General features: G+C 36.0%; 1 protein-coding gene. It reads left to right on the top strand.

What is annotated here, in order from left to right:
* A partial coding sequence (locus SAZ04_RS22300) for a GTPase (RefSeq protein ID WP_332699829.1) occupies positions 1–264 on the top strand: 264 nt, incomplete at both ends.

Here is a 264-nt window from a genome sequence, read left to right as displayed (position 1 = left end):
ATACTAATGCTGGTAAATCTACATTGTTTAATCTATTAACAAGTTCAGATGTTTTTGCTGAAGATAAATTATTTGCGACATTGGATTCAACAACCCGTTCACTTGAGGTTCACGACACAGAAAAAATATTGATCAGCGATACGGTAGGGTTTATTCGAAAACTACCGCCGCAGCTTATTGCATCTTTTAAAAGTACGCTTAGTGAAGTGCGGGAAGCGGATATAATATTTCATGTTGTGGATGTTTCGCATACATTTTATGAAG

This window comes from Halalkalibacter lacteus (assembly GCF_036663595.1).
Classification (GTDB): Bacteria; Bacillota; Bacilli; order Bacillales; family Bacillaceae_D; genus Halalkalibacter; species Halalkalibacter lacteus.
This window is presented reverse-complemented; position numbering and strand designations above follow the sequence as displayed.